This is a genomic window from Microbacterium sp. cx-59 (assembly GCF_020805625.1).
Classification (GTDB): Bacteria; Actinomycetota; Actinomycetes; order Actinomycetales; family Microbacteriaceae; genus Microbacterium.
The window spans coordinates 449,255-471,741 of the sequence record NZ_JAJHGO010000004.1; the positions used below are offsets into that span (position 1 = coordinate 449,255).

Below are 22,487 nucleotides of genomic sequence, written 5' to 3' on the forward strand. Positions count from 1 at the left end.
AGTGAACCACACGACAGTTCCAGCAAGAACTGGACTAAGCACCTCAAATCGATGACCTACGAATCGAACCAACCGCGTTCTGGCCTTCCTACGTGGACGCAGGCGCCGCCGTGTCCTGGTGATGACCGGGACATAAGAGAAGAGCCCGCCGAGCGACTGAGGTCGCCCGTGCGGGCTCTTCTCGTTGCGCTCGAGGCGGGCTCGAGTTGATGCGGTCATCCGATCGATAGTGGACCGAACAGATGACCTCGTGAAATGTGTGCGACATAGTCGAGCAGGATCATGCCCTCAAGGCGGGCAATCCCATCGACTCGCGCACGACGACGCAGCGTGACCTTGCCAACAAGGCCAGCGTTGCCACCGACATAGCTATCGCCGCGGAGCTCGCAGCGGCCGGCGACCACGGCGTTTCCACCGACGACTGCGCGGTCGAGGAGTCGGACGGCGTCGAACACCATCGCCTTGTCCGCAACACGCGCTGTCGGTGCCACATAGGCGGTCGATGCAACGAACGCATCGACCGAGACGAGGCCTCCGCCATTCGGGTGCGGCCTGTAGCTGCGCCCGTCGATGACGATCTCGTCCAACCGAGATGGCGTAAACACGTTCTCGAGTTGTGACCACTCGCCGACGAATTCGCACTTTTCTACAACTTCGCCGGCACGGACCATTATTTCCATTGACATGCTCTCCCCAAGAGTCTTGTCCTCAGTTCCTGCGGTTGCAGGAGCAGCGTCGTCACCGATGACGGTGATGGCGCTACTCCCACACCCGAAAGACGGGTGGAGAGCTATCCCGAGCGCTTCGCTCCGGAGAATCCGGGGAGCGCTCTACTGAAGCCGTGTTGGTCAGAGCTAACTTCAGCTGACATGAATTATCGCACATTTGTTCTAATGTGTCAATAGTTGCTGACGTTGTGGAGTCCGGCTGACACGCTACGGATAGCGCTCGAGGTTGAGCAATGACGACGCTGGGGGTCGCATCCTGGGTACGTCCCGCACCTGTTCACCAGATTCGTCGGTCCCTACCTCAGTAGAGAATCTCGGCCACGTCGTAGAACGTGGGCTTCACTCCTTCGGGTCCAGCCGCGATCTGAAGAAGTCCTCCCGGCCGCTTGGGCTCGAAGAGGAACATCTGGTCCAGTGGCATCTCTTCCCTGTGCTGTGCCCACAGGACGTCGGCGCCGTCGTGGCAGCTTCCGACCCATCCATGGAAGCCCGTTGGCGCGTTCGGCCCCGCGCCAGTACTGAACCGGCAGACGCTGCCGTCTGCGAGTCGCAGCATCTCGACATCCATCTCCGCATCCGGTGCAGGCGGCAGCTCACGGAGGCCATCGATCGTGAACACCTCCCAACTGTCGATGAGGTAGCACGCGCCGAGCGACTCGTCGGCGTTCAGGTAGCAGGTGAGGCTTGCCGAGCAATTGACCCGGTCGAGACGGTACGCGTCGCGGTAGCAGCCGTCCGCGACCCCGTAGACCGCTTTGTCGGCCATCGCCGGATCAGCCCACGGATCGAGACGGGTCAGTTTCGTAGAGGACTCTGCGGCCGTCGTCGGTTGCGGTTCCGTCGTTCGGAGCCGCTCGCGCTCCTGAACTCGGTCGTAGTTGTCGCGGTAGCGGACTGCCTGCGCCCGAATCTGCTCATCTACCGGCCCGCTGTTCGGCTCACACCGCAACGCGGCATACGCAGCTTGGGATGCCGCTGAGCAAAGGAAGGCGATCTCATCGGTGTACGGGTCGGCCGCAATCGCGACGCGCAGCGTGCCTGAAGGTGGAATGCCTGGCCAATAGATGTCTGTGGTGGTTTCCTCATCCGCGCCGCGCAGCGGCACCGCGACCCCCTGCGTGCCTTCCGTCGACGCGACGAGCTGACCCTCAAACGCCCGCTCACCCTGGACAAGCGCCAGCATTCCAGCTGGCTGAGCACCGTCCACCGCCAGCTGAAGAGGCTTCGGGCCCTCGTTAGTCGCCTCCAGCACCTCGACGCCATCGTCTGCGAGACGCACCAGCGCCAGTTCCCATTCGAGTTCACCCTCGAACCCCTCGCCTCCGGTGATACCAGGAGTTCCGCATTGCACGACAAATCCCGGATCGGCGTTTCGGTACGAACCCTGCGCGCGCAGCTCGACATCCAGCTTCTTGTCTGCCGAACTGCGGATCAGAACCGCCTGAGGGGTCGTGATGAGCGTGCCGTTCTTGGTCAGCCACGACGTCAGCTCCGGTGCGCAGGCGTACACGGTGCTCGCCCCGAGATCCATCTCCTCGATCGGCGCGTCCAACGGCACCCAGAACATCACGTCCGCGGCCATCCCATCAGCGAAGTCGAATGACGTCTCAGCCGTCACCGTCAATGGACTCGGTCCCGCCGTGCACCCGGCAAGGATCCCCGCGACGGCGATAACCGCTGGCGCGACGACGTTCCGATGGCGCCACCTACGCAGACGACGCTGACGTGATTCCAATTCGCTCATGTCTGCCTTCCTGCTCAGTCCTTCTCCCACAGCGTGTCAACCGCGTCTCGCAGGGCATTCGCGGTGCAGCGCTCCAATTCAGTCCCGTTCACGTCACAGGTGGCCGCCTCGCCGGGGCTCGGAAGTGAAAGCGTGACCCGCTTATCGCTCGGCATGGCGTGCCACTCCATCGCCCGGGCGGCGTCCGCTTCCTCAAGGGCGGGAATTGTCAGCTGAGCCACTTGGCCGGATGTGGGTGCGACATCGACGGTGAGCGTGCCCTTGAAGTCTTGCTCGCCGCTCGGGTAGACCAGCACTCCGGATGTCTCCCCGGGTGGAATGTTGAGCCAGAAGTAGTCACTCACCCGCGTGGTATCGGCCAGCGTCGCGACCACACCCTCTCCGAACTCCAGTCGCAGCACAGACCACTCGATTTCGCCGCCCTCGCCCCCGCCACTGCACTTCACGATGAGTCCGGGCTGCGGGGCCGTCGCCGTTCCACGTGAGACGACGTTGGAAATCCCGATCGTTTCGTCGCTGACGTTCCTCACCTTGAACAGGTAGTGGTCTCGGTACTGGCCGTACTTCAGGAGCCAGTCGCGGGCACGAGGGTCCGCACACCCGTCTGTAATCCCTTCGAGCTCCTCGAGCGGTGCGCCAACCGGAACCCAGAAGGCAGTGTTGATAGTCCACTTCGGCGGTTCGCTGGCGACCGACTCGATCGTCGCAAGCCCTGCTGCTGCCTCAGCGGCTCCCCGCGCTGCGCCCCCAATGTTGCTCGCCACAAGAATCCCGACCGCGACGACCGCGACGGCGGCCAGCCCCGCCCCGACCCACGCGAGCGGCCTCACGCGACGTGGAGCCAGAGCATCGGACTCGGCGGCCTCGTCGACCGGTAGCGCGTGTCCCTGTGCTGCGCGAAGCAGCACGTCGTCACTCCGCAGCGCTCGCTGGTAGGCCCGGCCGACGGCCTCGCCGAAGTGGTCGCTTTCGATGTGCTTGTCGGGGCGGAGGGTATCCCTGTTCACGCCGAGGCCGGAGGCGACCGCTGCGTAATAGCGACGGAAGGAGATGCTCTTGCCGTACTTGGCGGAGTTCGACTCCACACCCGCATAGCGCTTCAACGTCGCGCTGTTGACGCCGATCGACTTCATCAGCGCTTGGGTGTCTTCGTAAGGCGCCGGCTTGGCGGAGTCTCTCGGATCCCTTCCCATCTCCAGCATGTGCGTCGCCGCGACCAACAGCTTTTTGTCACGCTCGTGTTCCGGTGAGCTGCTCGTCACCGCGGCAACCAACAGGTCCCAGGCCACCGATCGATCAAACCCGCGGTCTCGACTGGGCGCTACCGCATCGAGCCGGTTGGCAACGTGATCAACGAGCGCCTGGTCGAGATCGACGGCCGTGGGCGTGCGACTGCGAGCCGCTCGGTTCCCGCCGGACAGCAAGAGATCACGTAGCGCGTCTCCGATCTGGTCGTCCGTCATCGTCCCCATACATCGAACGTTAGTGGCTCCACCAAGCACCCTCCGAACCGGCCGTCTCGTCCCAGGAAGTCCCAGCCAGTCCCAGCGCGAAGAGACGTTTCGCGTGATTTCGCGTCCCAGGAAATCGCGTTTGACAAGGCCCTGGGAGCGACTGGTGTGGAGGGTGTCAGCGGTTCTCGATCCCCGAAAGGACACCCCGTGGCCAACACTCACCCCGACCCGATCCCGCACCTCATCACGGCCGTGACGGAGCTCGGTTTCGCACTCCGCGACCTCGATGCGTCGCGTGCGGCCTCGTTGCAGCGCACCCCGCTCGCGCAGGACAGCGAGGAGTACGCGGACGAGATCCACACGCTCATCAAGCTCATCCTCGGCCGCCTCCACGAAGAGGGAACGAAGTGAACGCGTGGGGAGTCTCCGCCCAATCGGACGAACTCGCGACGATCTCGACCCAGCCAGGGCAGGCCGCGTTCCGCGTCCTGAGTGACGCGTGTTCTCGGGCGGCTCTGGAGGTTTGCCTGCGGAGCGAACCGCATCTGCCTGGCCTCACGGCGGCCTTCCGCAAGCGCGTGGTCGTCGTACTCGGCGGGCAGGCGCTCGGAGCGTTCGGCTCGTATCAGCCGGAGAAGTGGCAATTGGAAGCGACGGCGCTCGATGAGATCCACATCAACGTCGGGATGTTCATGTTCGCGCACATGGATGCGACGGCCCGTGCCGAAGAGATCCTGGACACGATCTGTCACGAGCTGGCACACCTCTACGCCCGCGTCGTGGGACTGAAAGACACGTCGGGACGCGGCAATCGGTACCACAACCGCACTTTCGCTCGTCTGGCCACGCTCCTGGGTCTTCGTGTTGCCAAGAACGACCGCAGCTACATCGGGCACGTCACCGTCGGGCTCTCCGAAGTGGGGCGGGACAGGTTCGGGGACCTGGTCGCCGAATTGGAGAGCGCTATCCGTCTGCTCCCCGCAAGCGGCGCGACCGGCCGAGCGGTGGCGTTGCCATCCGTGTCGGTGACGCCGCTCGGGCTCGGGGAGGGCGAAGCGGGGAATGCCAGCAAGTACGTCTCGGCGCAGTGCAAGTGCCGCGATCAGCGTGGCCGTCCGCGCACCATCCGAATGGCTCGCGGCTGGTGGCTCGAAGACAGCGTCGGCTGCGCGCTCTGCCAGCACGTGTTTGCAGAGTCTCCGCCCATGTGGAGGACCCCAACCAGCACCCACCCCAAACGCGCTAGATGACCGATGTGACGCCTCCCGTATCCGGTTCACCGTCACTAACGACCGCCCCGCCTGAAAGGACACTCCATGCCCGCCACCATCCCCAACGCCCAGTTCGAAGCCATCGCGCGCCTCGAGCTCGCCGCCATTGCCCTGCAGAAGGCGCACGTCGCGATGCAGCATCCCGACCTGCGCCTCGACGGCCTCACCGTCCTTGCCCCGTCGGGGCGCAAGCACATCGAGCAGATCACCCGCCTCTCGCTGCGCATCTGCGAAGCGACCACAGCCCCCTCCCGGTAGGACTCACCGGCACCACCTGCCGGCAAGAGAAGCGGGACGACCCAGCGGTAACTGGATCGCCCCGTGTCAGCAACACCCACCCATCACTCGCAACAAGCAACTGGAAGGACACGTCAATGACGTCTTCAGTATCCCGCCGCACCGCGGCAGCTGGCATCACACTCGCGATCGGAGCAGCGCTCCTCGCCGGGTGTACAGCCTCCGCACCGGGCGACCTCGGTCGCCTCCAGCAGATCCTCGAGACCTGCCCGGACGGTCAACAGATCAACAGCTACAACGCAGTCGACGGCAGCGCCACGAGCAACAACGAGTTCATTGCGCGGGAGCACCTCGCGTACCTGAAGACAAAGGCGGAACGTGTCGCCGTTTGCGGCGGACACCTCACCGTGGTCGCCTTTGGGACGAACTCGGTCACCGCACCGATCTACGAGGGAGACATCTCCGTGGACGGCGCGACGGATATTGCAAAGCTGCGCCGTGTACCCGGCGTCGTGCGCGACGTCATGGCCGAGGTCGAGAAGAACTACGCTCCCGCGATCGCACTGCTCCCGCAGGGCGGCACGGACGTGGTCGGACTGTTCCGATTGTTCGACGAAGCCCGGACGCTTCGCCCCGAGATGCATCTGGAGGTGACCGCGCTCACCGATGGCATGACCAACCAGGGCGTGACCATCGATCGGACACTGTCGGCTGAGGAGGCCACGGCGCTGGCGGACCAGGTGCCCGTTCCGCAGCTCCTGGAGGCCAGTGTCGCCGTCGTGGGCATCGGCCGTACGACCGGCGATCCGCTCCCGTCGGACTTCATCGACGGAATGAAGGCCTTCTACACGCGCCTGTGCGCCAACACCGGTGCGGCGCAGTGCCTCGTCGTGACGGACGGGCGGTGAGTCCGGTGCAAAAGGGACTCGATCCGCTCGTAGGAGCGAGCGATGCGGATGCGCGGGCGGAGCAGATCGCCCTCCCCCGCGTCGACGAGGCCGGCGCGACCCCGCAACCCGACGCGGTGGCCAAATTGTGGGTGAGTCCGGAGTACGACGAGCTCACCGCCGAACAGCACTCGCTGCACCAAGCGACCGCGCACGAGTCCGCCCTGGAACCCGAGGTGGAGGCGGCCGGGTTGACGCCCGCCGCCTCCGCCGCAGGACACATTCTGGAGGGGCATACCGACGTCCTGGCGACGGTCACACGGTCTTTCATTGCCGTCCTGGCAGTGCTGACCCCGTACCGGCGACGCCCACCAAAGGCGAAGCGCTGGCACCTGCTCGCCAAGGCCGCGTTCCTGATGGGCGACATCGCCGGTATCGCGACCGCGGCGATCTGGCTCGGCGAGATCCCCGCGATCGCGCTCGTCATGGCCATCTCAGCTGCGGCTGCGACGGTCACGGCAGGACTAAGCGGTGGGGAGGTGCGTGACGTCCGCGACCGTGTGCGCCGCTCCCGCCCCATCGAAGAACTCAGCCCGGAGCTGCTCCCGCACGCGCACTTCTTCGATGCACCGGACCGCGGCTGGCCGTTCGTCAAAGCCCTCATCTATGTGTCGATTGCTGTGGCGGGGACGATCGCGTGCGCAATCTTCGCTCTGCGCGCGAGCATCGAGGATCCGCTCGTCGGACTGGTGTTCGGCGGCATCGCCGCTGCAATTGCCGCCGCCAGCTGGATCGAGAGCTTCTGCTTTGCTGACGCGGTCGCAGATCTTCTCGATAACGCAGAGGCGGACTACCAGCGCGAGGTGAGCCGTCACCAGGCGTTTGCCGCGTCGACGCCGTGGCAGCGCCGCGAGGAAGCACTGGCGACCAGCGCCTCCATCCATGCGGAGCAGTTGGAGCGCGGCACTGCCGCGGGACACCACATGCAGGGGTTGCTCTACGGCATCCTTCGCCGGAACCCGCAGACAGCCGGTAACGGTCCCGTCGCCGAGACCACCAATATCGGGCAGACCACCCGTCGGAGCGGGGGCGCCAAGTGAACCCCTACATTCAACCCTCATGGATCTTGCCTGGTGGCATCATCCAGACCCGGGACTTCCCGGCGGAGCGCGAGCCGTGGATCGAGCTCGGCTGGCCCGGACTCGAGCCGAAGCGTCCGTGCCTCGACATCCTCCTCTTCGACGACTCGGGCTCGGTGATCGCCCCACACGGCACGGATCCCGTCGGCAACCGCTTCAGCGAAGCCCGCCGCGCGATCACCCAAGTCGCGGAGTGGACAGCCACCAATCGTTCGAAGGTAGCGGTCCTCCACTTCGACCACCCGCACGGCACCAGCGGGATCACGGCGCTCAACCACCGCCACCTGCAACGTCGTCTCGAACCGTCGCTGCGCAATCCCGGCGGCGCAGGCACGAGCGATCTGTCGCCGAGCCTCACCGCACTGGAACGGCTCGCCGCGAAACACCCCGACCACGAGGTACGCGCGACGATCTTCTCCGACTTCGAGCTCACCGATCGTGACCCGTCTGAGGTGATGTCCCGGCTCCTCGCGTTCCCCGGGCGTGTGCACGCGGTGGTGCTCGGAGGACAGGTGCCACCCGACCTGATCAATGCGCCGAACATGACGGTCACGCCGCTCAGCCAGTCGGACCCACCGGGCACCTTCGCGGCCGCAATCCACCGATCGCTGACCGCCACCAGGCGGGGCACGCGACACTCCGTGCTCCACGGACCACTCGGCAAGGAGGCGCTCTCGTGACCGATCCCGTCTCATGCCTGCACCAGTCGCAGACCCTGCGGAGGCGAATCTCACCCCCGTTGATCCGCGACTCGCGCATTGACAGTTCGCACCAGTCCGTTCTTACTCATCCACCGGCCCGCCGTAACCACGGGCAAGAAAGGAGGCTCATCATGACCCTCAACAGCGAAGTCCGTCCTACTGCACCCGGCACCGAGAAGGCGCCGATGCCGAAGACCTTGGACGTCCGGAAGTTCGGCGTCTTCCACGCGGACCCACCGTGGCCGACGCATCAAACCGGAGCGCTCGGCGCCTCGCGCCACTACGACCTCATGTCGATGGACCAGATCAAGGGCATGGGCACAGCGATTCAGGCGCTCTCCGAAGAGAACGCGCACCTCTGGCTCTGGGTCACGAACGCGACGCTGCGCGACGGGTACGACGTGATGGAGGCATGGGGATTCACACCGCGTTCACCGCTCACCTGGATCAAGCCCCGCTTCACGCTCGGCAACTACCTGCGTAACGCGACCGAGCACGTGCTGTTCGGCACCAAGGGCAAAGCACCGGTGCAGTTCAAGAGTCAGCCGACCTGGGCGTACTGGCCTCTGCTCGACCATTCCGTCAAGCCGGACGAGATCTACAGCGTCATCGACCGGGTCAGCGGATCCGACACGAAGAAGCTCGAGCTGTTCGCCCGCCGGAACCCGCCTGTTGCCAACTGGAGCGTCTGGGGCAACGAGATCGAGAGCGACGTCTCGCTGGCCGACTGGGGCTATTCCGTCCCGAGCGACTTCGCCCGCCAGGGCGACACCGAGGTGGCGTCCGCCGATGGAGAAGGCGAGGGCTGAGCTGTGTTCTGGCCCGAGGACAGCAAGACGCCCAAGGAGCGGAAGCCGGAGCCACTCATGACCAAGTTCTTTCGCGCCTGCCTGTTGGCACTCGCCGGAGTGTTCGTGCTCTGGCTGGCGCTGCAGCTCCTCAGCCAAATCTGGGGATGGCTCCTGCTCATCGCCGCCGTTGCCGGTCTGATCTGGGCGACCATCTGGTTCATCCGGTGGCGCCGCGATCGGCGGTGGTGAGCATGAGCATGTTCGCCCCTGTCGAGTCGTTGCGGAATAGACAACATGTATTGACAAAAACCCAGACCTGCCTCATAAACGGCAATCCGCTCTGCGCTCCGGAGGCCTCCGAATCTGCCGAGTCCGTACCTATCAATCCGAACCCGAAAGGAGGTGAATCATGACCAAGAATCCACCAACCCGTCGTCACTACGCCCGCCGCTCACGGCGAGTCCGGGTGACAACCCAGACCGACGGGCACTCCGCCGTGACGCTCGCGCAGATCCTCACAAGTGCGGCGCTGCAGAAGGCGCTTCTCGAGGCAGAAGCCGAAGCCGATCACGCCACCCGCGCATCAAAACGCACCCAGCCCGCTGGAATGAAGCAAGGGGTACATCGTGCCTGATCCGTTCGTCTTCACCCGGCTCCATTTACCCCGGCCCATTGAGCCCGTCACCGTCACCACTCTGCTGGCTCGACTCGCCGCGTCCGACATCCCCCGGCCGCTTTCCCTCGAAACGAGAGCAGACGACGGCATCCAGTTCATCCTGGGATGCACCCCCACCAGCGTCCATCAACTCAAGCACCTGCTGCGAACCGCGCTCCCGGATGTCGTCTTCGAGGCGGCGAGCCGATCTCCGCTCGTCGCAAGTGCCCGAGTCGAGGCGCAGCAGCGCGGCCTGCCGACCGGCACCCCAGATCCCGAGCATCTGACCGCGTCCATCTATGGGGCGTTGGCCGCGAGGAAGAAGGGCGAGACGCTCGTTCTTCAGGTAGTACTCGGCAGAGCCCGGGCGCCGCGAGGGATCCATCCGGATAGCTCCGACCCGTTGCAGCCGACCGGCTCACGGCTCTGGCGCGGCATCAAGAAGGCCGCACCCGAGACCAGACGAAAGCTCCAAGACCATGCCGCCGAGGCCCGACTCCAAGTGGCGCTGCGAATCGGCGTCGGCGGCCCCGATCCGAAGCGCCGCGAGGCACTCGTCCGAGGACTGTTCGGCAGTCTGCAGAGTATCCAGGCGATCGGGGTCACGCTGCGGCTTGTTCGCGAGCCCACCGGTCGTCTCGATGCGGGCAGCCCCGCGAGAGCCCGACTCGAGCTGACCGCGGCCGAACTCACGGCACTGTTGGGCTGGCCGCTCGGCGACAGCGACCTCCCCGGAGTCGAACCGCTGCACCCCAAGCGCCTGCCAGTAGCGAAGGGGGTGTCCGACGCTGAGAGCGTCTTCGCGGTTGGAACCTCTCCTGGCCCCGAGCGTCTTGTGGGGATCACGGCAGAGGCTCGACTCTCACATGTATCGGTTCTGGCACCCACTGGGGCAGGGAAGACGGAGGCGGCGCTCGTGCCGTGGTTGCTGTCCGACGTTCGCGCAGGTCGGCCCGTCTGCTTCATCGACCCCAAAGGCCAAGGCGTCTCCTATGTGCTGGACTGCCTGACACCCGAGGAAGGTGAGCGCGTCGTCCTATTCGACCCCTCGGATCCAGAAGGGACGGCCGGGTTTAATCCGCTTGATGCCCGCGGACGGGACGCGTACGCCGTCGCCGACAGCATCCTGGCCGTCTTCAAAAGCGTCTTCGCCAGCGGCTGGGGTCCGCGCACGGAAGACATCCTGTATGCCTCCGTGCTGACACTCGCTATCGACGGACAGACGCGGAAGACGCCGCACACCCTGCTCGACATCTCTCGGCTCCTGACGGAACCCGCCTTCCGGCGCACCGTCACCCCCTCCGTCGCAGGGGAACTGGAGGTTGCGCGGTTCTGGGCACGCTTCGAGGCGCTCAAGCCAGCGCAGCAGGAGAACGAGATCGCCGCCCCCATGAACAAACTTCGCCGGTACCTGATGCGGCGCGGGGTAACGGCCATCCTCGGCCAAGCCGACCCGCCGTTCCGCCTGCGAGACATCTGGAAGGGCGACCGGATCGTATTGGTGAGTGTCAACGAGGCACTCGGCGGGACGGAGACGGGCCAGCTCATCGGAGGGCTCATCTGCTCAGAGATCTTCTTGGCCGCCCAGGAGCGGGCGACGGAAACCAACCCGAAGAAGCGACCGGGGTTCGTATATGTCGATGAGGTGCGAAAATTCCTGCGCCTTCCGGTGCCCCTTGAGACGGCACTCGAGATCTCACGCTCGTACGGCGTCGGGTGGGCACTGTTCGGCCAAGGCTTCTACCAAATGGGCAGCGAGCTCGCCGAGGCCATCGAGGTCAACACCAAGAGCAAAGTGACCTACTCCACCAGCGCCAAAGAAGCCAAGCGGATCGCGAGCTCCAGCCCACGACTCAGCGCCGAGGACATCCAGCTCCTCCCCCAGTACGAGATCTACGCCAACGTCCTGACCGCCTCTGGACCCAGTGGCTGGTTCTCCGCCCGCACGCTGACCCCGCCCGTACGCCTCGGGCACGGCACCGCCATCCGCGCAGCCCACCGCCTCCGCCAACTCGCGACCGCCTCCGTAACTGCTCCAGCATCATCAACCACCGCGGCGACCTCAGACCCAGCTGCGCAAGGGCCGGAAGTGGTGCCTCACACAAAGCGGAGGCGAGCATGAACGGGCGGTTCAGAGCGACGTTGCCTTGTGGCCGAGGTGCGCCAGTCGATGCGCCAATCGCAGCACTGACGCGGTGCACCAATCGCCCCCGTTCCGGCCAACTTCGGCCCTCTTGGGATGGGACTCCCGCTCATTCGAGCGGTGTGGGGGCCGACCGTCCGACCGCATCCGGAGGCGCCTCATGACCGACGCCTGGAACCCCACAAGGGTGCATCAGCTCGAGTCGCTTCTGACCGACCGCGACCATCGCATCCTGCAACACCTCGAGCGCTTCCGTGCGCTCACCACCCGACAGCTCCAGCGACTGCACTTTCCATCCACGCCTCATGGCCCGCACGCCACGGTCCCCACGGCCACGAGACTCGCCAACCGCGTGCTGCTACGCCTCGAAGCGCACGGCTTCATCGCAAGAATCCAGCGGCGCGTCGGAGGACCTGCTCGCGGCTCTGCCGCCACCACCTGGCACCTCGCCGCGACGGGTGAACGGCTCCTACGAGCCCAGCGCGGCGAGCCGAACCGACGACGCTACATCACCCCCTCGCAGACCTTCCTGGCGCACACGCTCGCCGTCGCAGAGGTCGCCATCGCCCTGCGCGAATGTGAGATGCGCGGCGAGATCGACATTCTGGAGCTCGACACCGAACCAAGCTGCTGGCGACCGTTCCAAGGACCGCTCGGGCTGGTAACGCTCAAATCGGACCTGTTTGTCGTCATCGCCAACGCTGAGGTCGAAGCGCACGTCTTCGTCGAGGTTGACCGCGACACAGAGCATCTGCCGGCCGTTATCAGAAAGTGCCACACCTACCAGCAGTACCGGCAAACCGGCACCGAGCAAGCCCGAAGCGACGTGTTCCCGGCCGTGCTCTGGATCACACCAGACGCCGAGCGCACTCGCAAGCTCACGGCATCCATCCGTGCCGACCGTGACCTGCCCGGGGATCTATTCACCACCTGCGAAGCCGATAAAGCGCTCGACGCGCTGATCAGCTTCCTGACCCCAACACCACATAACCGAAAGGAGGTTTCACCATGATCACCCAACCAACGCAAACACGCTTCAACTTCGACTCGACGCTCCCAGCGTCACTCGACCAATCTGACACCGCACTCCAGATCCTCGACGACTGGAGCTACGGCGATACGAACGTCGCTGACGAGGGCATCGCCCGGATGCTCGCCGCAACTATGCACGACGGACCCGGCAGCGCCCTCGAGGCCTTCGCCGCGACCGGTCAGCTCGACGCCGAGCGCGCCCTCAACGAACTCAATGAGGTCACCGTGCCTCTGGAACGGGAAGCGTGGGTCGACGCTCTCGGCCGCTACATCCTCACGGAGGGAGGCCGATCATGAGCGAGCACGAACCGCACCAGGCTCCCGAAGTCCGACCGGCTGGTGAGCGCCAGACGCCCGACTGGCGACGTCTCGAAGTAGCCCGAGGCCGCTTCGGCCAGATGATCTCGGACGGCATCGCACAGGCGACAGCCGAACACACCGAGGTCGACGACGGCACCGCCCGCTGTATCGCCCACGTCCTTGGCCGCGCCTACGGACGAGAGAGCGCCCTGGCGGACTTCGGGCGTACCGGAGAAGGGCAGTACCTGACGCTTCGCGACGAGTACCTCGCGCTTTATACCGACGACCACGCCGATGCCACCACAAAGGAGCTCATCGACTGGTTCGGCACCTACCTCGTCGCTCGGGAGAACACGGGCACCGGACGCCAGTTCATGAACGAGCATCTGGCCCCCAAGCTCGACCTGCTGCTCGTGCGCACCAGCGTCCGCGTTGGAGGCGAGCACTTCATCGTGAATGTCCCGGCGAACTGGGACAGCGGTGAAGTCGACGGTCTCATCGAGCTCCTCACTGACCTCCAGCTCCCAGAGGACAAGGCGCTCCAAGCCTTCCTCTCACTTCCCGACGTCAGCGTCGGCAGCGACAACCTCATGGAGAGCTTTCATGAAGCGTTCGCCGGCACGTTCAAGAGCGAGGAAGACGCCCTGCGTGCGCTCAGCCCCCTCGAGGACTGGGAGACCAGCCTCGCGGACTGGTGCATCGACCAGGGCCTTGAGTCCGACGCACTTGAGTGGAACTACGAACCACTGATGGCCAGACTGCGCGACATCTACGACGTCGTTGAACGAGAGGAGGTACTCCATGTCTTCATCAGATAGCGGATCCTCACCAGGGCAGCACGTGCCGAAGCGAGGCCGCGGGCGACCGCGCCTCCGAATGAACATCCGGATCGAGTCGACACGGCGAACCCATCCCGACTACCGGAAGCTGACCCGCGCGCTCGTCGGCATCGCTGAGTCCAACCTCCTTGCCACAAGTCCGTCCACCCGGCCCGAAGGGAGCGCGCCCTTCGGGCCACACGCGCCCGCTGGCGGCCTCGGTCCCCCGCAGCCGGCTACAGCGGCCCCCGGCGGCGACCTCGCCCCACACACGGGCGCTCCCGGCGGCATCGAGGTCGTCCAGTAAGCCGACCGATACCCGAACCACAAGACGACGGAGGATGCCATGACCGAACATGACAACCGAGGCGATTTCTACAACAATGGCGCACCCCCGGTGGAACCCAACCTGGAGGGCCGGAGCGCCGCCGAAGGCCTGGACTTCGAGGGCCAACAGAGGGTTAATCCAGAGGACCTAACCGAAGGAGCCCTGCCCGTGAGCCCATATAGTCCACAAACCCCATCAACCGCGTCACCCCTAACGTCCACCACCGGCCTGGAGCATCTCTTCCGCGAGTCAAACGAAGACCGAAGTGGAACCGTGACAGCAGGAGGCGACGCCGTCCTCTATCTGCGCGTTTCGACGACTCGTCAGATGAACACCTCTGCCGACCTCGACCAGGACGGAAACAGCATCGCGACTCAGCGCGAGTGGGGACTGAAGAAGGCTCGACAACTCCAAGCACGAATAGTGCGTGAATTCGTCGAGCCCGGACAGTCCGCCCAGACCATCGAGAAGCGATCCGAGTTCAAGAAGCTCCTGCAGTACATCGACGACAACCCCGGCGTGCGTTACGTCGTCATCTACATGCGCTCGCGTGCGTTCCGCTCCTTCGCTGACGCGACCATCACGAAGCGGCGCCTTGAAGAAAAAGGCGTTCGGCTCATTTCCGCCAAGGAAGAGTTCGGCGACGGCTACATGGGTGACGCCATGGAAGCCATCACCGACATCATGAACGAAGTCCAGGTGCGGATGTCCGGCGAAGACATCCGAGCCAAGCTCGCGCACAAGGTCGAGCGCGGTGGCAGCGTGGGGCGGGCGAAGCTCGGCTACCTCAACGTCCGAAAAGACTATGACGGCCGACTCGTCAACACCATCGACGTCGACCCGCAGCGCGCCCCGATCATCGCGTGGGCCTTCGCGCAGTACGCCACCAACCAGTACTCCGTTTGGCAGCTCGCCTCGATGCTCGAGGACCAAGGGCTCACCACCCGGCCGTCCCATAAGCGCCCTGCCAAGCCACTGTCGGCGAGCGCGCTCGCCAAGCTGCTCCGGGACCCGTACTACACGGGGGTCATCCGCTTCAAGGGCAAGATCCACCCCGGACGTCATAGGCCAATCATCAGTAAGGAGACATTCCTTGCCTGCCAAGAGATCTTGAGCCGCCGTAACCGCAAGGGAGACCGCGACCTCATTCACTTTCACTACCTGAAGGGCATGATGTACTGCGGCCGCTGTGGCAGCGAGGGGAAGAAGCGCCGTCTCGTCTACAGCCAGAGTGCGGGCAACGGCGGCACGTACGAGTACTGGGTTTGCTCTGGCAAGCAGCGCGAAGGCTGCCAACTTGGCTCCATCCGAATGGACGATCTTGAAGCGGCAGTGGCACGAGCTGTCGCCATCGAACGCTTCACTCCCGACGCTCTCGACGCCATCCGCGCCGAGGTTGCTAAGACTGTCGACGAGTTTCACGCCTCCGACCGTGAGGTCAAGAAGAGTCTTCGGTCGGAGTTGGTGAAGCTAGAAGCTCAAGAAGACCGCCTGATCGAACTCGCTGCGGACGGCGCGATGGCAATCGACAAGTTGCGCGAACGGCTTGAGCAGGTCTCTCTGAAGAAGGGAGTCATCGAGGAGAAGCTTGTGCAGACGCAGGAGCGACTCAACTACGGCGCTGAGCTAGTCCTCGCCTACGTCGACATGCTGGCGAACCCGATCGAGCTTTACAACCGAGTGCCGGACCATGTCCGTCGCGATCTGCTCGGCGCGATGTTCACCCAGCTCGTCGTGCACGTTGACGACGACACCCTTGTCATCGATAGCGAACGCACCGAAGTGAACGGTGCCCTCCACGCCTGGAACGCGCAGCGCGAGATCGCTGACCCGCGCGCTGAGGCGCCAACAAAAAAGAGAATCCCTCGCATTTCTGCGAGGGATTCTCTTTCGACCTCCGAGAAGGTCCCTTTGTCCAAAGGTTGGAACATTCTCAATATGGTCGGGATGACAGGATTTGAACCTGCGACCCCTTGACCCCCAGGCGTCCAAACCGCCAAAATCGGGCCAAGAAACGCATAGTTCTGCGGATCAGATCATGCAGAACACGTCACGCGATGCGTGGTTTGCATGATTCTGGTCCCCTTTTGGTCCCCCGCTTTCGACCGCCGAGCTCCCCGGCCTTCTCCGCCGCATGAGATGCGGACCAGTGAGGGGGTGTCCTCTGCGATTGGCATCGGTCTTGGTGAAGGAGCGCCCTTCAGCGCCCCTCGTAGGATGGAGTCGACAGGTTCGGCCCTAGTTCAGGGCGCGATCGGAGCTGGGCGAGGCGGGAAATTTATGGCTGACTGGAAACCTCTGTCGCTGGCTTCATCGCTGTACGCGCCAGCGTCGGTCACCACCCCGGCTCCGGTGATCGGCAAGCTCGAGGAGCTCCCGTTCACCTCCCTTTCTTGGGAGAACTTCGAGCGCCTTCAACTGCGGATGATGCGAGACGTCGAAGGACTTCGCGAAGCCCAGCTCTACGGAGACCGCGGGCAGGCCCAACTCGGACTCGACATCGTTGCACTGGCGCCGGACGGTGCGGGCGTCGCTCTCCAGAGCAAGAACTACAAGCAGTTCGGAAAATCTCAACTCACCGCCGCGATCAAGAAGTTCCGCAATGTGGAGCAGCCGTTCACGGTTCAGCGCCTGATCCTAGGCGTGGCATGCGCCGTCAAGAGCACCGGCGCAGTCGAGGAACTCGCTGTTCAGCGCAAGGAGCTTCACCCAATCGTTCTCGACCTTTGGGATGCGCAGGAACTCTCGGCGTTCCTGCGTAAGCGGCCAGAGATCGTGATCGAGTACTTCGGTATGCCCACCGCCGAGGCTTTCTGTCACGAGTTCAAGATCGACGTCACCCAAGTCCCCACCGCCGATGCTGCCGGGGTGCGCGAGGCAATCGCACGCACCCCAGAGGTCTCCACGGGCGCCCAGGAGTTCTTCGACAAGGCGGCTGAAACGACCGATCCCGAACAGGCGCTTGCGCTCATCGAGAAGGGGCAGGCTGCCCTGCAAAATGCAGGGTTCAAGCCTCATGCGGCGTCTCACGACAAGGAGCGCGTGCGCCTCTTGGCTCTCAACGGACGGGCCGAGGAGGCGGCACGCCACACTCTCGATGAGTTCTGGTCGGCACTCGAGCAAGGCCTCGCGACAACCGCCCAGATAACGCAGTCACGTCTCGCGGAGCTAACAACTCAGGCCAACATTGCCCCAACAGTAGATGCCTGCCGCAAGGTCGCCGAAAGCGCGATCAACCTCTACATGAATCCGCTCGGCTATCTTCCGGACATCAAGGAGCTGCGGCTTGGGGAGCCCGAGGACCAGGCGCGCCTCGCGCTCCTTGCGGGCGAAACAGCTATTGCTAACGACCGCTCCGACTGGCTGAGCAGCGCCGTCCCCACCCTGGCCGAGCTGTCCCGTCTCCCTGGTCTCGATCAAATACGACGCACGCGCCTTCGCCTGATCATCGCCGAGTCGACGCAGGACTGGGCAGAGCTTCTTGCCGATGCTCGAAAGATCACCCACGGATATAGCGTCTCCGGACTCATCGCCGCTCGCCACGCACGCAGCCTCGCTCGATACGAGAAGTTCAAGAAAGCCGACCTGGCCTGGGATGAGGCCTCCGGCTTTGCGTCGCTTGCCTCGCAGTGGGGCGAAGCATCGACGTGGATCTTCAGCAGGCGTTCCTTCCGCTCACGCTGGAACCCGTTCACAAGCAACGAGCTACTCCCTCTGCAAACCGCTGTCCGGGAAATGGGCACCTCAAGGCCAATCGTGCCGACGGCCCATGACGCCTACGTCGACGCGCTATCAGGACTGAACGAGGGCACCCTGCGATCTGCGGCGATCTCCGCGCAGCGCGCGCTGCGCGATGCGGTCGCGACTAGCGACTTGGTAGAAGAAGAACGCGCGCGGCGCGTGCTTGCCTCGATCCTGATCGATTCTGACGAACCTACCCTCGCCGCTCATCACCTCGCGCAGGTCGGTGCGACAAAACAGATCGACTCACTGGGCAAGTCACTGCCGCTTCAATTCCTTGACATCACGGAAAATCTGGGCGCGCCGAACTACTGGACGGTCGGCGCCACCTACCGCCTCATCGCTTCCCAGGCGGATCTCGTACCCGACACCCTCGTGGACTTCATCGCGGAGCATATCGTTGCGGAGCTCGCAGCAGCCGAGGAAGGTACCCGACCCGATCTGCGCTCCTTTGCCACCTCGCGCTATAACAACGCGATCAAAGCATTGGCGGGTATTGCCGGCCGCATCGCTCTCGAACCGGCGACCGCCGCGTTGGAGCACTTTGAGCGGCAACCGGAGGTGCAGGAAAACCACTACCGGTTCCACGATGACGATGAAGCGCTTGCTGTGGCGAGAATCGCGCTCAGCCATCCGAACCTCGCTCCACGGGCCATCGCCCATCTTGTGCCGCTTCTGGGCAGAGCGCAGGGCGCGCGAAGTGAGACTGCCCACGATGCGATCAGCAAGTACGAGACGCTCGCACGCGACGGACTCACCGTACTCGCCGCAGCACGCAACCACTGGGCACAGGAAACGCTGGCACTCGCCAACCCGACCGACATCGATCCGGCCGTCGCGACCGATGCTTTGGCGCGGCTCACCACACCGCTTGCCCACGTCGCCGGCGTCTACAGCGTCGGCACGAATGCGATCGGCGACTCACTTCTCATCCGTCATCTGCCCTCAGACTCAATCAACACCGCGGTTACCGAACTACTGATTCGCGCAGATGATCCGCACCTTGGCTCGAGCGATCGCGCGGACTATCTAAACGCGGCAGGCAATCTCACACGTCATCTCAATAAAGCCCACCGTTCAAGTCATTTTGAGACTGCCATGCGACTCGCAAAATCGCCCACTCCGTCGAAGTACGACGAACTCAACGGCCAGTACACCCACAAGCTCGGCGGCTTCCGGATGAACGGGATGCCCCAGGGAAGTAGCGGGCAGGCGCTAGCGCTTGCCGCCAGCCTCGCAGGCAACGATAACCAGCGAAGAGAAGTCCGACGCGTCGTCTACGCGCTGCTCGGCGAAAAGGCCGATTACTGGCCGACCATCGCGCTGCAACGTCTCGGTGACACGGTGAAAGACGACCTTGCGTTTCTCTCGATGCAAGGATGGGCTATCCGAAGTCTGGTGGCGCTGAAGTGGGTTGAGCACGGCGAACCTGAACACCTCGGCATCCGCTTGGCGCGGGACCCCGACGCGCGCGTCCGTCGAGCACTCGCACGCGCACTCACGGACCAAGCCAATGGGAACCATGCAGATGTGCGCGCTGTCTTGGCCGACGACCCCGCGTACAGCGTCCGCACGGCCCTCAGCGGCGCAGAGGCCCCCTAGATCCGACACTCCGACGCAACCGAGGACCGCCTCGCCCTCATGTCGGTGCCCCCTGCCACTATGGCCAGATGAGCGACGAACCGACTGACTGGACCGAAGAAGACGACGCGATGGTGACCTACGAGTCGCTCCCCGATTGGCACCCATCACTCTTCGTCGATGTATTTCGTACCGGCCTCGATATGGAACAAGCGAATGCTGGAGAACTGTTAGGCGGCGCATTCGTCACTCCCGAATCGCTTGGCACCTGGGAAGACTTCTCCCGAGCTCGATCCGTCTTCTCATCAGGTCTCAAGATCAGCACCACAGCGTTATTCGGTATCGGGGCACCGGACGTCGCCTACGTGCGCCTCGTCGAAACCGATGCGCATCTCAACGATGACATCGCCGCCGTCCCCGCAACAATGCACGTGACACTCGTGTGGCGCCCAGAGATCGCGGTCGTGCCAATCAGCAGCTGGCGCATCCACCACCTCGGTGAGGCGATCGAGCCCACTCTCGTGCCGCGCACTGCGGCTAGCTTCGATCCGCGAACGCAGGCCTAGCCTGCAGCACGCTGCGAGCTTGGCGAACTGATTTTGGAACCTGTAGCGGGAGGCTGGGCTACCTGCGACCGCCGCCCATGCTTGCTCCACGTCGGCCCAGTCGTCACCCACAAGCGACTTTGCGTCAGCATCGTTACGCCCGAGTGCGCTGGCCAACTTTGATCGCGTGGCGACGTCGGTCACAGGAGGGTGGTCAGGCCTCGGGCGGCGGGGAATCGACTACTGATCGATAACCCAGCAACAACAACCCCACCTACAGCTAGCGACGCATCCGCGCTCGCGATCCGCGCTGTTAGGTCGACTGAAATAGCTCCAGCAATGCTTAGGTTCCCTCACCGTTCCGTGAGGTCGCTGTGTCCAGCCGACGATGGATCATGGACAGCGTTCCCAGAACGTCAAGTGCGTCCAGCTCGCTCATCGTCCAGTACCGCTTGGGCTCGTGAGCCACGGGGTTCCGGAAGGCGCTGAACAGACCTTTCGCGAGGTTGGCTATGCCGAGTTGCTCGTCCCGTTCGGTTCGGGTTAGCCCTTCGTTGATCCGGAGTAATGGGCTTGAGCCGGCCATCGACTTCTCGATGAGGCCGTATCCATCGGCATCAACACCGCTCTGAGAACGAATTCGTGCCCCCAGACCCTTGATGGCCTCAAAGACCACTTCGTAGTAATCCTTGCGGAGGAGGTCTTCGCGGCAGTACGCAAGCACTTCAGCATGTGCTCCGCGTTGTTCGAGAATCTTGTAGAGCCGCTCAGAGCGAGCCAGCGCCTCAGTGTCAGTAGACGCCCTCTTTGCCGTCGCTACTCGTCCGTCAGCGAGCACTCTGAGGCTCACCAGCGATAGCACCTGATTGAGTTCATCGCGTGCGATGTCTGCGCGGGACTTGCGATCGAGTGTGCGTTCCGGCCGCATTGCCGCCCGCACGAGAGCTACCAGCGCATTCCCGTTACCGATCTTTGCTTGATTGCTGGAGACAGCGTGGGCGAGTCGACGCCATTTGGTGTGTCCTTCGCCCGGGTCAGAGCGAAGCGGCACCTCGGCGATGATGCGTGTGAGTTCGGTGCCGCTGTAAAGGTCACCGACGATCTTGGCGACGCCCTCGATAGTCCCGAGGGGAAAGGCGCTGATCGAGTTGGTCATGTGTGGTTCACGCCCATTTGGCACGAGCTCTTTGCATGACTTTGCGCGCTCCGCTGTGGTTCATTCGCCAGCGGGCAACCGCAAGACTCACGTCGAACACCTGAGCTGCACGCTCATCTGTGGCGTTGGCTCGGGCCAGCCGGAAGGCGCCGTCGTAGGGAATGAGCATCTCGCCAGAGAGCCAGTCGGCTTCCTCCTCCTGCTGGCCTCCGAGGCCGCACTTCCGTTCGTCGGACAGCGAGACACCAAATGAGTGCTCAAGAACAACGTGTGCAAGTTCGTGACACATTGTGGTCCGCCTCCGTGTGAGCGGTTGCGCATCGTTCTCCAGAATCACAGCTCCTGTGCCGTCTGGGATCAACGCGCCTGACAGCGCGCTCCCCTGTTCTTTCAGGAAATGCTCGCGGGCTGCTCCGTCGAGTTCGCTGAGTCGAACGACAGCGATTCCGTACTCCAACGCGAAGGCATACGGGTCGAAGGGCGCGTGCGCGCCGAGGCCTATTTCAGTCCGAAGCTCTAGCGCAAGGCGCTTCGCCTCGGTCTTGAATCCGCGACGCACAGATCATCCCTTCGCCCGAGCGCGTTCAACGGTGAGGCCGATTACTTGCTGTAGGTAGTTGATATCCGTCTCGCTTAGATCCTTACGGGCCCGGAGAAGGGGCGCGAGCTGCGCCATGAGATCTGGTTCACGCGCGTCGTCGGCATTGCTCTCGCCATCGCGCTCAAAGAAGCCCTCGGCAGGGAGCCTGAGCCACGCAATGATCGTTGCGAATCCGTCGGTGTCAGGTTTCAGTCCGTTGCCGAGCCTTGAGAGCAGCGACGGGCTCACACCGATCTCACCTGCCAGCGTTCGCCACGAGAGCTGGCGTTCTTGGCGGGCAGCGTCGAGCGCCGAGTAGAGCGCGGCCGTGTTGATCGTTGTTTTGGCCATACTCGAGTGTCTCACATGTGCAACACCAAGTCACTCTCGACACGGCTGTGTTAGAATTGAAACACGACATCGAATTTGGAACACAAGGGGGGTGAGAGCAATGGCAGGTAAGCGAGGGCGTAGCGCCATCACCGGGCGCTTTGTGAAGCAGTCAACCGTGAAGAGTCACCCCAAGACGACGACCAACGAGAGCACTGGCAAGAGCGGCAAGAAGAAATAGCCCCCATTCCGAGTCTTCCTCGCACTGTCGGTGGTGTGAGGAAGACTCGGAACACCGACCCCCTACAATCCGAATCGGAGGAGCC

General features: G+C 63.9%; 22 protein-coding genes. 16 read left to right on the plus strand and 6 right to left on the minus strand.

Annotation, left to right across the window (positions count from 1 at the left end; translation table 11 throughout):
• Positions 1-215 precede the first annotated feature (215 nt).
• From LMI96_RS05585 to LMI96_RS05595, 3 genes are all read right to left on the minus strand, one after another.
• Entirely contained in the window at positions 216-680 is a 465-nt protein-coding gene (locus LMI96_RS05585) for a hypothetical protein (protein WP_228360763.1), read from the minus strand.
• Between the two features lie 349 nt (positions 681-1,029).
• A complete protein-coding gene (locus LMI96_RS05590; RefSeq protein WP_228360764.1) occupies positions 1,030-2,472 on the minus strand; it encodes a hypothetical protein in 1,443 nt (480 codons plus the stop codon).
• 14 nt (positions 2,473-2,486) lie between these two features.
• On the minus strand, positions 2,487-3,935 hold the full coding sequence (locus tag LMI96_RS05595) for a hypothetical protein (protein WP_228360765.1): 1,449 nt from the start codon (positions 3,933-3,935) through the stop codon (positions 2,487-2,489).
• 198 nt (positions 3,936-4,133) lie between these two features.
• Between LMI96_RS05595 and LMI96_RS05600 the strand changes: the two genes are divergently transcribed.
• From LMI96_RS05600 to LMI96_RS05675, 16 genes are all read left to right on the plus strand, one after another.
• Entirely contained in the window at positions 4,134-4,337 is a 204-nt protein-coding gene (locus tag LMI96_RS05600) for a hypothetical protein (RefSeq protein ID WP_228360766.1), read from the plus strand.
• A 167-nt stretch (positions 4,338-4,504) separates the two neighbouring features.
• On the plus strand, positions 4,505-5,176 hold the full coding sequence (locus tag LMI96_RS05605; RefSeq protein ID WP_228360767.1) for a hypothetical protein: 672 nt from the start codon (positions 4,505-4,507) through the stop codon (positions 5,174-5,176).
• 66 nt (positions 5,177-5,242) lie between these two features.
• Positions 5,243-5,455, plus strand: a complete 213-nt coding sequence (locus LMI96_RS05610; protein ID WP_228360768.1) for a hypothetical protein — start codon at positions 5,243-5,245, stop codon at positions 5,453-5,455.
• Positions 5,456-5,571: 116 nt separating this feature from the next.
• Positions 5,572-6,342, plus strand: coding sequence for a hypothetical protein (locus LMI96_RS05615; RefSeq protein WP_228360769.1), 771 nt, complete (start codon positions 5,572-5,574; stop codon positions 6,340-6,342).
• On the plus strand, positions 6,339-7,421 hold the full coding sequence (locus tag LMI96_RS05620; protein ID WP_228360770.1) for a hypothetical protein: 1,083 nt from the start codon (positions 6,339-6,341) through the stop codon (positions 7,419-7,421). Before LMI96_RS05615 ends, LMI96_RS05620 begins: the two co-directional genes overlap by 4 nt.
• A 26-nt stretch (positions 7,422-7,447) precedes the next feature.
• On the plus strand, positions 7,448-8,140 hold the full coding sequence (locus LMI96_RS05625) for a hypothetical protein (RefSeq protein ID WP_228360771.1): 693 nt from the start codon (positions 7,448-7,450) through the stop codon (positions 8,138-8,140).
• Positions 8,141-8,292: 152 nt separating this feature from the next.
• The gene (locus tag LMI96_RS05630; protein WP_228360772.1) at positions 8,293-8,970 is read left to right on the plus strand and encodes an MT-A70 family methyltransferase; all 678 of its coding nucleotides are present in this window, start codon (positions 8,293-8,295) and stop codon (positions 8,968-8,970) included.
• Between the two features lie 57 nt (positions 8,971-9,027).
• Positions 9,028-9,201, plus strand: coding sequence for a DUF4175 domain-containing protein (locus LMI96_RS05635; RefSeq protein WP_228360773.1), 174 nt, complete (start codon positions 9,028-9,030; stop codon positions 9,199-9,201).
• A 160-nt stretch (positions 9,202-9,361) separates the two neighbouring features.
• Positions 9,362-9,586 carry a hypothetical protein gene (locus LMI96_RS05640; RefSeq protein ID WP_228360774.1) on the plus strand — a complete coding sequence of 75 codons (225 nt, stop codon included), beginning with the start codon at positions 9,362-9,364 and terminating at the stop codon, positions 9,584-9,586.
• Positions 9,579-11,729, plus strand: a complete 2,151-nt coding sequence (locus LMI96_RS05645) for a type IV secretory system conjugative DNA transfer family protein (RefSeq protein ID WP_228360775.1) — start codon at positions 9,579-9,581, stop codon at positions 11,727-11,729. Before LMI96_RS05640 ends, LMI96_RS05645 begins: the two co-directional genes overlap by 8 nt.
• A 181-nt stretch (positions 11,730-11,910) precedes the next feature.
• Positions 11,911-12,762 (plus strand): replication-relaxation family protein, encoded by an 852-nt coding sequence (locus tag LMI96_RS05650; RefSeq protein ID WP_228360776.1) that lies wholly within the window; start codon positions 11,911-11,913, stop codon positions 12,760-12,762.
• On the plus strand, positions 12,759-13,079 hold the full coding sequence (locus LMI96_RS05655) for a hypothetical protein (protein WP_228360777.1): 321 nt from the start codon (positions 12,759-12,761) through the stop codon (positions 13,077-13,079). The genes LMI96_RS05650 and LMI96_RS05655 overlap by 4 nt, the downstream gene beginning before the upstream one ends.
• A complete protein-coding gene (locus LMI96_RS05660) occupies positions 13,076-13,900 on the plus strand; it encodes a hypothetical protein (RefSeq protein WP_228360778.1) in 825 nt (274 codons plus the stop codon). The genes LMI96_RS05655 and LMI96_RS05660 overlap by 4 nt, the downstream gene beginning before the upstream one ends.
• A 346-nt stretch (positions 13,901-14,246) precedes the next feature.
• The gene (locus tag LMI96_RS05665) at positions 14,247-16,205 is read left to right on the plus strand and encodes a recombinase family protein (protein ID WP_228360779.1); all 1,959 of its coding nucleotides are present in this window, start codon (positions 14,247-14,249) and stop codon (positions 16,203-16,205) included.
• A gap of 303 nt (positions 16,206-16,508) precedes the next feature.
• Positions 16,509-19,571, plus strand: coding sequence for a hypothetical protein (locus LMI96_RS05670; RefSeq protein ID WP_228360780.1), 3,063 nt, complete (start codon positions 16,509-16,511; stop codon positions 19,569-19,571).
• Positions 19,572-19,639: 68 nt separating this feature from the next.
• Positions 19,640-20,116, plus strand: a complete 477-nt coding sequence (locus LMI96_RS05675; protein WP_223721581.1) for a hypothetical protein — start codon at positions 19,640-19,642, stop codon at positions 20,114-20,116.
• Positions 20,117-20,438: 322 nt separating this feature from the next.
• On the opposite strand, the gene LMI96_RS05680 is transcribed toward LMI96_RS05675, so the two are convergent.
• From LMI96_RS05680 to LMI96_RS05690, 3 genes are read right to left on the minus strand one after another with little or no spacing between them, the layout of a single operon-like run.
• Positions 20,439-21,251, minus strand: coding sequence for a TIGR02391 family protein (locus LMI96_RS05680; RefSeq protein ID WP_228360781.1), 813 nt, complete (start codon positions 21,249-21,251; stop codon positions 20,439-20,441).
• A 7-nt stretch (positions 21,252-21,258) separates the two neighbouring features.
• On the minus strand, positions 21,259-21,810 hold the full coding sequence (locus LMI96_RS05685; RefSeq protein WP_223721583.1) for an ImmA/IrrE family metallo-endopeptidase: 552 nt from the start codon (positions 21,808-21,810) through the stop codon (positions 21,259-21,261).
• Between the two features lie 3 nt (positions 21,811-21,813).
• Positions 21,814-22,182 carry a helix-turn-helix domain-containing protein gene (locus tag LMI96_RS05690; protein ID WP_033107435.1) on the minus strand — a complete coding sequence of 123 codons (369 nt, stop codon included), beginning with the start codon at positions 22,180-22,182 and terminating at the stop codon, positions 21,814-21,816.
• Between the last annotated feature and the right edge of the window lie 305 nt (positions 22,183-22,487).

What these genes read in the sequence shown, in the direction of transcription:
- LMI96_RS05585 (WP_228360763.1), bottom strand. Translation starts at nt 680, where the DNA reads ATGGAAATAATGGTCCGTGCCGGCGAAGTTGTAGAAAAGTGCGAATTC.
- LMI96_RS05590 (WP_228360764.1), bottom strand. Translation starts at nt 2,472, where the DNA reads ATGAGCGAATTGGAATCACGTCAGCGTCGTCTGCGTAGGTGGCGCCAT.
- LMI96_RS05595 (WP_228360765.1), bottom strand. Translation starts at nt 3,935, where the DNA reads ATGACGGACGACCAGATCGGAGACGCGCTACGTGATCTCTTGCTGTCC.
- LMI96_RS05610 (WP_228360768.1), top strand. Translation starts at nt 5,243, where the DNA reads ATGCCCGCCACCATCCCCAACGCCCAGTTCGAAGCCATCGCGCGCCTC.
- LMI96_RS05615 (WP_228360769.1), top strand. Translation starts at nt 5,572, where the DNA reads ATGACGTCTTCAGTATCCCGCCGCACCGCGGCAGCTGGCATCACACTC.
- LMI96_RS05630 (WP_228360772.1), top strand. Translation starts at nt 8,293, where the DNA reads ATGACCCTCAACAGCGAAGTCCGTCCTACTGCACCCGGCACCGAGAAG.
- LMI96_RS05635 (WP_228360773.1), top strand. Translation starts at nt 9,028, where the DNA reads ATGACCAAGTTCTTTCGCGCCTGCCTGTTGGCACTCGCCGGAGTGTTC.
- LMI96_RS05640 (WP_228360774.1), top strand. Translation starts at nt 9,362, where the DNA reads ATGACCAAGAATCCACCAACCCGTCGTCACTACGCCCGCCGCTCACGG.
- LMI96_RS05650 (WP_228360776.1), top strand. Translation starts at nt 11,911, where the DNA reads ATGACCGACGCCTGGAACCCCACAAGGGTGCATCAGCTCGAGTCGCTT.
- LMI96_RS05655 (WP_228360777.1), top strand. Translation starts at nt 12,759, where the DNA reads ATGATCACCCAACCAACGCAAACACGCTTCAACTTCGACTCGACGCTC.
- LMI96_RS05660 (WP_228360778.1), top strand. Translation starts at nt 13,076, where the DNA reads ATGAGCGAGCACGAACCGCACCAGGCTCCCGAAGTCCGACCGGCTGGT.
- LMI96_RS05665 (WP_228360779.1), top strand. Translation starts at nt 14,247, where the DNA reads ATGACCGAACATGACAACCGAGGCGATTTCTACAACAATGGCGCACCC.
- LMI96_RS05670 (WP_228360780.1), top strand. Translation starts at nt 16,509, where the DNA reads ATGGCTGACTGGAAACCTCTGTCGCTGGCTTCATCGCTGTACGCGCCA.
- LMI96_RS05675 (WP_223721581.1), top strand. Translation starts at nt 19,640, where the DNA reads ATGAGCGACGAACCGACTGACTGGACCGAAGAAGACGACGCGATGGTG.
- LMI96_RS05680 (WP_228360781.1), bottom strand. Translation starts at nt 21,251, where the DNA reads ATGACCAACTCGATCAGCGCCTTTCCCCTCGGGACTATCGAGGGCGTC.
- LMI96_RS05690 (WP_033107435.1), bottom strand. Translation starts at nt 22,182, where the DNA reads ATGGCCAAAACAACGATCAACACGGCCGCGCTCTACTCGGCGCTCGAC.